Annotated in this window: 6 protein-coding genes; 3 read left to right on the top strand and 3 right to left on the bottom strand. The window is 71.6% G+C overall.

The window, feature by feature from the left end; all coding sequences use genetic code 11:
- The first annotated feature begins 184 nt into the window (after positions 1-184).
- Both M0R80_31205 and M0R80_31200 read left to right on the top strand, forming a co-directional pair.
- Positions 185-961 carry a lytic transglycosylase domain-containing protein gene (locus M0R80_31205; GenBank protein ID MCK9464110.1) on the top strand — a complete coding sequence of 259 codons (777 nt, stop codon included), beginning with the start codon at positions 185-187 and terminating at the stop codon, positions 959-961.
- Positions 958-2,010, top strand: coding sequence for a hypothetical protein (locus M0R80_31200; GenBank protein MCK9464109.1), 1,053 nt, complete (start codon positions 958-960; stop codon positions 2,008-2,010). The genes M0R80_31205 and M0R80_31200 overlap by 4 nt, the downstream gene beginning before the upstream one ends.
- 19 nt (positions 2,011-2,029) lie before the next feature.
- Here M0R80_31200 and M0R80_31195 read toward each other — a convergent pair whose 3' ends face one another.
- Genes M0R80_31195 through M0R80_31185 form a run of 3 tightly spaced genes read right to left on the bottom strand, consistent with a single transcriptional unit; the run spans position 2,030 to position 4,733 of the window.
- Positions 2,030-2,935: an NAD(P)/FAD-dependent oxidoreductase gene (locus tag M0R80_31195; protein MCK9464108.1), complete on the bottom strand. Its 906-nt coding sequence runs from the start codon at positions 2,933-2,935 to the stop codon at positions 2,030-2,032.
- A complete protein-coding gene (locus M0R80_31190) occupies positions 2,914-3,585 on the bottom strand; it encodes a cysteine hydrolase (GenBank protein ID MCK9464107.1) in 672 nt (223 codons plus the stop codon). Before M0R80_31190 ends, M0R80_31195 begins: the two co-directional genes overlap by 22 nt.
- 5 nt (positions 3,586-3,590) lie before the next feature.
- A complete protein-coding gene (locus M0R80_31185; protein MCK9464106.1) occupies positions 3,591-4,733 on the bottom strand; it encodes a hypothetical protein in 1,143 nt (380 codons plus the stop codon).
- Between the two features lie 256 nt (positions 4,734-4,989).
- Between M0R80_31185 and M0R80_31180 the strand changes: the two genes are divergently transcribed.
- The gene (locus M0R80_31180) at positions 4,990-5,358 is read left to right on the top strand and encodes a DUF559 domain-containing protein (protein ID MCK9464105.1); all 369 of its coding nucleotides are present in this window, start codon (positions 4,990-4,992) and stop codon (positions 5,356-5,358) included.
- Positions 5,359-5,486: the final 128 nt, after the last annotated feature.

Genomic DNA, 5,486 nt, shown 5'->3' with positions numbered 1-5,486 from the left:
GCGCTCGAGACGTCGACGAACCAAGTGGCGAACGTCCTTTGGCGGTTCGACGGGGCGAGCAATCAGATGAGACGATGGATCGAGCGGCTCGACTCGGAGCTATGTGACAAGTGATGGGTCTTGACCCCCCCCCTGTCTTCGATGCTTTTTTCGTCTCCGCGCCGGCATTTGCTACGATCGCCCCATGTCACCGCTCTCCCGCAGCTCTGCGCTCGCCCTCGCCGCCCTCGCCGCCGCGGCGCTCGGCTGCGGCGCGCCGGCCGAGGCCCCGCGGCGCTCCGGGCCGGTGGCCAAGGCGCGGCCCGCGGGCGACGACGGCTCGGACTCGTTCATCGCTGAGCGCGCCCGGCTGGCGACGCTCGCGCGGCGCGGGACGTGGGGGCCCGACGACGAGCGGGTTCGCGCGATCTCGAAGCTCGTGGCGAAGGCGGCGCGCGACAACGGCCTCACCGAGGCCTTCATCTACGGCATCATCTGGGTCGAGTCGCGCTTCGACCCCGAGGCGGTCTCGCCGGTCGGCGCGCGCGGCCTCATGCAGCTCATGCCGAAGACCGCCGACTACCTCGCGGAGTGCATCGGCTGGCGCGGGCGCGTCGACTCCTTCGATCCGGAGTTCAACGTCGCCGCCGGCAGCTACTACATCGCGCGGCTGGTGAAGCAGTTCGGCGGCGACGAGGAGCTCGCGCTCGCGGCGTACAACGCGGGGCCGACCAACGTGAACCGCTGGCTCCGCGACGACGGGCTGCCCAAGGTGTCGATCGAGTACCACACGATGGTGCAGACCGCGCGCGGGTTCTTCGGCGGCGCGAAGGGCGACGTCCCGCCGGCCGCCATCCCATCCGCGCCCGCCGTCCCCGCTGGGGGCGATCTCGACCGGCTCGGGCTCGCGATCCTGATATCCGGCCTGTCCGAGGACGAGTTCGGCCTGCAGCGCACCGACGATCCGACGCCGTTCCAATGAGCGCGGCGCGCGTCCACGCCTGCGCACCCGGCTTCGAGCGGCGGCTCGCGGCGCAGCTCGCCCGCGCCTTCCCGGAGTCCGTCCACGCGGCGCGCGGCCGCGGCTTCGTCGAGAGCGCCCTCTCGGACCGGGACGCCGCGGGAGCTCCGTGCGTCGCGTTCGCATTGCAGTGCCTGCCGGATCCGGAGCCGGTGTCCGCGCCGTCGGTGTCGAAGTGGGCCGGCGTGTGCGCGCGGCGGATCGCGGAGCGGCTCGCCGGGCACGAAGGGCCGTGGCGCCTGCACGTGTTCTGCTGCGAGGAGGCGGGATCGGACGCGCGGGGCGGGCGCTGCGAGCTCGTGCAGGCCGGCGTCCTCGAGATCCTCAAGCGCGAGCGGCGGCGCCTCCTGCGGGCGCGTGTCGCGGACGACGCGCTCCCCTGGGCCGACGGCGAGGCGCTCGTCCAGGTGGCGCTCGAGAGCCCGGACGCGGGGCTCTTCTCGATCGCCCTGCCGGAGGAGCGCCGCCGGCTGTGCCGGGTCGTGTCGCGCTTCCGGGGCGGGGTCGTGGAGGTGGCGGACGATCCCGCGCCGCCGTCGCGCGCCTACCGCAAGCTGCTCGAGGCCGAGATGCGCCTCGGCGCCTTCGTCGCGCCGGGCGAGACGTGCGCGGATCTCGGCGCCGCGCCTGGCGGCTGGACCCACGTGGCGCTCGCCCGCGGCGCGCGGGTCGCGGCCGTGGACCGCAGCCCCCTGCGGGCGGATCTCATGGCGCACCCCGGGCTCGAGTTCGTGAAGGGCGACGCCTTCAGGTGGACGCCGCCCGCGCCGGTCGACTGGCTCTTGAGCGACGTCATCGCCTACCCGCGAAGGAGCGTCGAGCTGCTCGAGCGGTGGATCGCCGCGCGGCTCTGCCGAAGGTTCGTCGTCACGATCAAGTTCAAGGGCGAGGCGGACTACCCGGTGCTCGACCAGCTCGAGGCGAGCCTCGACGCGAGCGGCGCCGAGTTCGAGCTGCGCAGGCTGTGCAGCAACAAGAACGAGGTCACGGCGTACGGAGAGCTGCGCTAGATAGCCGAACGGCGCGGCGTCAGCGATCGCCGGGGCGCAGGATCCGCTCGGCGATGATCCCCGCCGCCTCGAGGCCGTCGCCGACCGCGATCCCGATCTGCCCGAGGCCGCCCGAGCGGGCGTCGCCGCACACGAAGAGATCCGGCGACACCTCGATCTGCCGCCCCTTCGGCCGGCCGTGGCCGCACGACGGGAAGATCGGCTCGAGCGCCGGGGTCCTGCCGATCGCGACGAGCACCGCGTCCGCGCCGAGAAAACGGGCGCCGTCGAGGTACGCGACCTCGACCGCAAGCGCGCCGTCCGAGGGGACGATGCGCTCGACGCGCGCCGTAAGCCGGATCTCGACAGCCGGCGTTCGCGCCACGATCTCCGCGAGGCGGCCGCGCGCCTTGAGCGCCCCGGAGCGCACGAGGAGCGTCACCGACGCCCCCCGCGCCGCGAGCGAGAGCGCGTAATCGAGCGACGCCTCGCCGCCGCCCACGACGACGACGTGCACGGGTCGCGGCACCGCCTCGAGGAGCGCGCGCAGCTCGGTGAACACGCGGTCCCGCGCCTGCGCCTCCCCCTCCGCGCCGAGCGGCTTCCCCTTCGTCCCGACGGCGAGCACGAGCGCGCGCGCCGCGATCTCCTCCCGATCCGCGGTCACGATCCAGACGCCGTCATCGTTCACGAGATCGCGCACCTCCCGCCTCTCCACCACGAGCTCGAAGCGCGCGAGGTGATCGCGAAGGCGCGCCGCGAGCGCCTCGCCGGGCATGGGCTCGAGGCCCGGGTAGTTCTCGACGAGGAAGCCGTTCACCACGAGGCCGCCCGCGCGGCCGGTCCGGTCGACGATCCGCACCTGCAGGCCGAGGCGCGCGCACTGCGCGGCCGCGGCGATCCCGGCCGGGCCGGCGCCGACGACTAGGACGTCCGCGATGCGCATCCGGCGACCTCCTCGGCGGCCATCGGGATCGCGACGGCGTCGGCCATCGCGAGCAGCGAGCCGACGTGCCGGTCCTCCGAGCTCGACGCCGCCGCGTCCACGGGGACGTACACCTCGAACCCCCGGCAGAACGCGGCGCGCGCCGTGGTCTCGACGCACATGTGCGTGAGCGCGCCCGTCACGACGACCTGCGAGACGCCGCGGCCGCGGAGGAGCTCCTCGAGCCCGGTCCCGAGGAAGGCGTCGTACGTGGTCTTCCGGAGCACCGGCTCGCCCTCGGCTGGCGCGAGCACGGAGACGATCTCCGAGTCCGGTTCGCCGGCCCGGATGTGATCCGAGAAGAAGCGGCCGAGCATGCCGAGGTCGTGCCCGCCCTCGTGGGCGTGCCGCGTGAAGACGACGGGGGCGCCGATCTTCCGCCACGCGTCCAGGATTTGCCGGATCCGCCCGGCCGCGGGCACGGCGGCGGGCAGGAAGCAGCGCCCCTCGGGCGCGGCGAAGTAGACGAGCATGTCCACGACGAGCAGCGCGGCCCTCGACGGATCGAGGACGAGGTGCGGCCGCGGGGCGGCACTCCCGCGCACCCGGTCGAGCCACTCGGCGGCCTTGGCGTCGGCGTTCCCCGGCGTGCAGTAGGCGCTGGTCCTCACGCGAGCTACTCGATCACCGGCCCGGTGCCGGGGTTCGGATCGCCGACGAAGACGAACTTGTCGAGGATCACCTCGGAGTCGAGGATCGCGTCCGCCGTGTCGTGGATGTGGAAGGTGATCGCGAACTCCTCGCCCGGCTCGATCGGCCACTCGGTGTACAGCCACCCGGTCGACGAGCCGTAGGTGAACCCCCAGCAGTAGTCGCCCGCGCAGTCGTCCACCTCGCTACCGCACTCGAACCCGGTGCCGGTGATGTCCGTGTTCTCGTCCATCGTCGTGCACCCGTCGTACCAGCAGCACTCGGAGAGCGCGGAGTTGATCGCGATGTAGCACAGCTCCTCGCCCTCCTCGCACGCGAGCAGGTCCGCCGGGCACACGTAGTCGGCCGGGACGCCCTCCCGGCACTCGGTGAAGTTGATCACGGACGCCGCGCCGCCGTTCGTGCTCGCCGCCTCGAGGATCATGTAGAACTTGTCGTTGAACGCGTTTCCCACGTACTCGTCGTACTCCACGGAGAAGAAGACGTAGTGGACGCGGAAGCCGTGCGCGCCCTCCGGCGCCTTGAGCTCGAGCCGCCACTCGAGCACGTCGTAGCTGTCGTACTCGTACGGCGCGAACGGATCCGGGACGCCCGGCCCGTCGGGCTGGAGCAGCGTGCCGCTCAGGATCTGGTTGTGATCGTAGTTGTCCGGCGGATCCGACGGCACGGCCCACCCGGACGCCATGAGGGCGTAGGACCCGTCGGCGGTCGGGTAGAGCGGCGCGAGCCCGTTGTCGGCCGCGCCGAAACGCGCGACCGCGGCGCGGGAGCGGTCGAGCTTCGCCGCGTTCGTCACCGTGGGCGACGTGTACGTTTGGCCGAGGAACACGGCGTCGTCGCAGAGATCGATGGCGCAGCGCAGGTTCTCGAGCTCGGTCCCCACCGCCGGGCACTCCGAGCAGTCGGGCAGGATCTCGCCGCCGTCCGGGACGTCCGAGTCCGAGTCGGTGTCGGAGTCCGCGTCCGTGTCCGTGTCGCCGTCGGTGTCCGTATCGGTGTCCGTGTCGCCGTCGGTCCCCTCGCCGCGCGCCGTGCCCGCGCTCTCGCACGCCGCGAGCCAGAGGACCCCGAGAAACACCGCACAGATGGAGAGGGCTCTCGCCGCCATGTCCGCACCTCCTTCACGACCGCCCCGCGGTCCGTGACACGAGGATAGTACCATCGAGAGGAAAAAAAGGTCCGACGCGGGGGAACCTATCCCCCCGGCCCCCTTCCCGAAACGGGAAGGGGGAGGGAGAATGACGCGTTCCGCCGAACAGCCGCCTTCCCGAAACGGGAAGGGGGAGGGAGAATGACGCGTTCCGCCGAACAGTGATGCGTTCCCCTTCCACAGCTGGGACGGGCCCGGGGGATGGGTCGTGCGTGTGAACAACATCGTCGTGGGCCAGAAAGTGAGCCCCGAAAAACGCGATTGTGCGAAAGCGCTGCGGAAGAGCATGACGCCTGCAGAGATGGTGCTCTGGCGCAGGCTCAAGGGCAACCGACTGGCCGGGCTTCACTTTCGGCGACAGCAGGTCATTCACGGATTCATCGTCGACTTCTACTGCCACTTTGCCGGGCTCGTCGTGGAGCTGGACGGCGGGGTGCACGATCTGCGGAAGGCCTGCGACCTGGAGCGGGACAACATCCTCGAATCCCTCGGTCTCCGCGTGATGCGCTTCAGGAACGAAGAAGTGGAGTCCGATCTCGAGAGCGTTCTCGGGCAGATCGAGGCGGCGTGCAAAGAGACCTGACTCCGGGCCCCCTTCCCGAAGATCTATCCCCCGGCCCCCTTTCCGATACGGGAAGGGGGAGAAGGAGCGCCGCGCTACCTTGAAGAATTTGGTGCTCCCCTTCCCCCGCGGGGAAGGGGCCGGGGATG

Source organism: Pseudomonadota bacterium, from assembly GCA_023229365.1.
Classification (GTDB): Bacteria; Myxococcota_A; Polyangia; order JAAYKL01; family JAAYKL01; genus JALNZK01.
The sequence above is the reverse complement of the archived record's forward strand: the minus strand, read 5'-3'. Positions and strand labels throughout refer to the sequence as shown.

Coding starts and splice junctions, on each gene's coding strand:
- M0R80_31205 (MCK9464110.1), top strand. CDS start 185: ATGTCACCGCTCTCCCGCAGCTCTGCGCTCGCCCTCGCCGCCCTCGCC.
- M0R80_31200 (MCK9464109.1), top strand. CDS start 958: ATGAGCGCGGCGCGCGTCCACGCCTGCGCACCCGGCTTCGAGCGGCGG.
- M0R80_31195 (MCK9464108.1), bottom strand. CDS start 2,935: ATGCGCATCGCGGACGTCCTAGTCGTCGGCGCCGGCCCGGCCGGGATC.
- M0R80_31185 (MCK9464106.1), bottom strand. CDS start 4,733: ATGGCGGCGAGAGCCCTCTCCATCTGTGCGGTGTTTCTCGGGGTCCTC.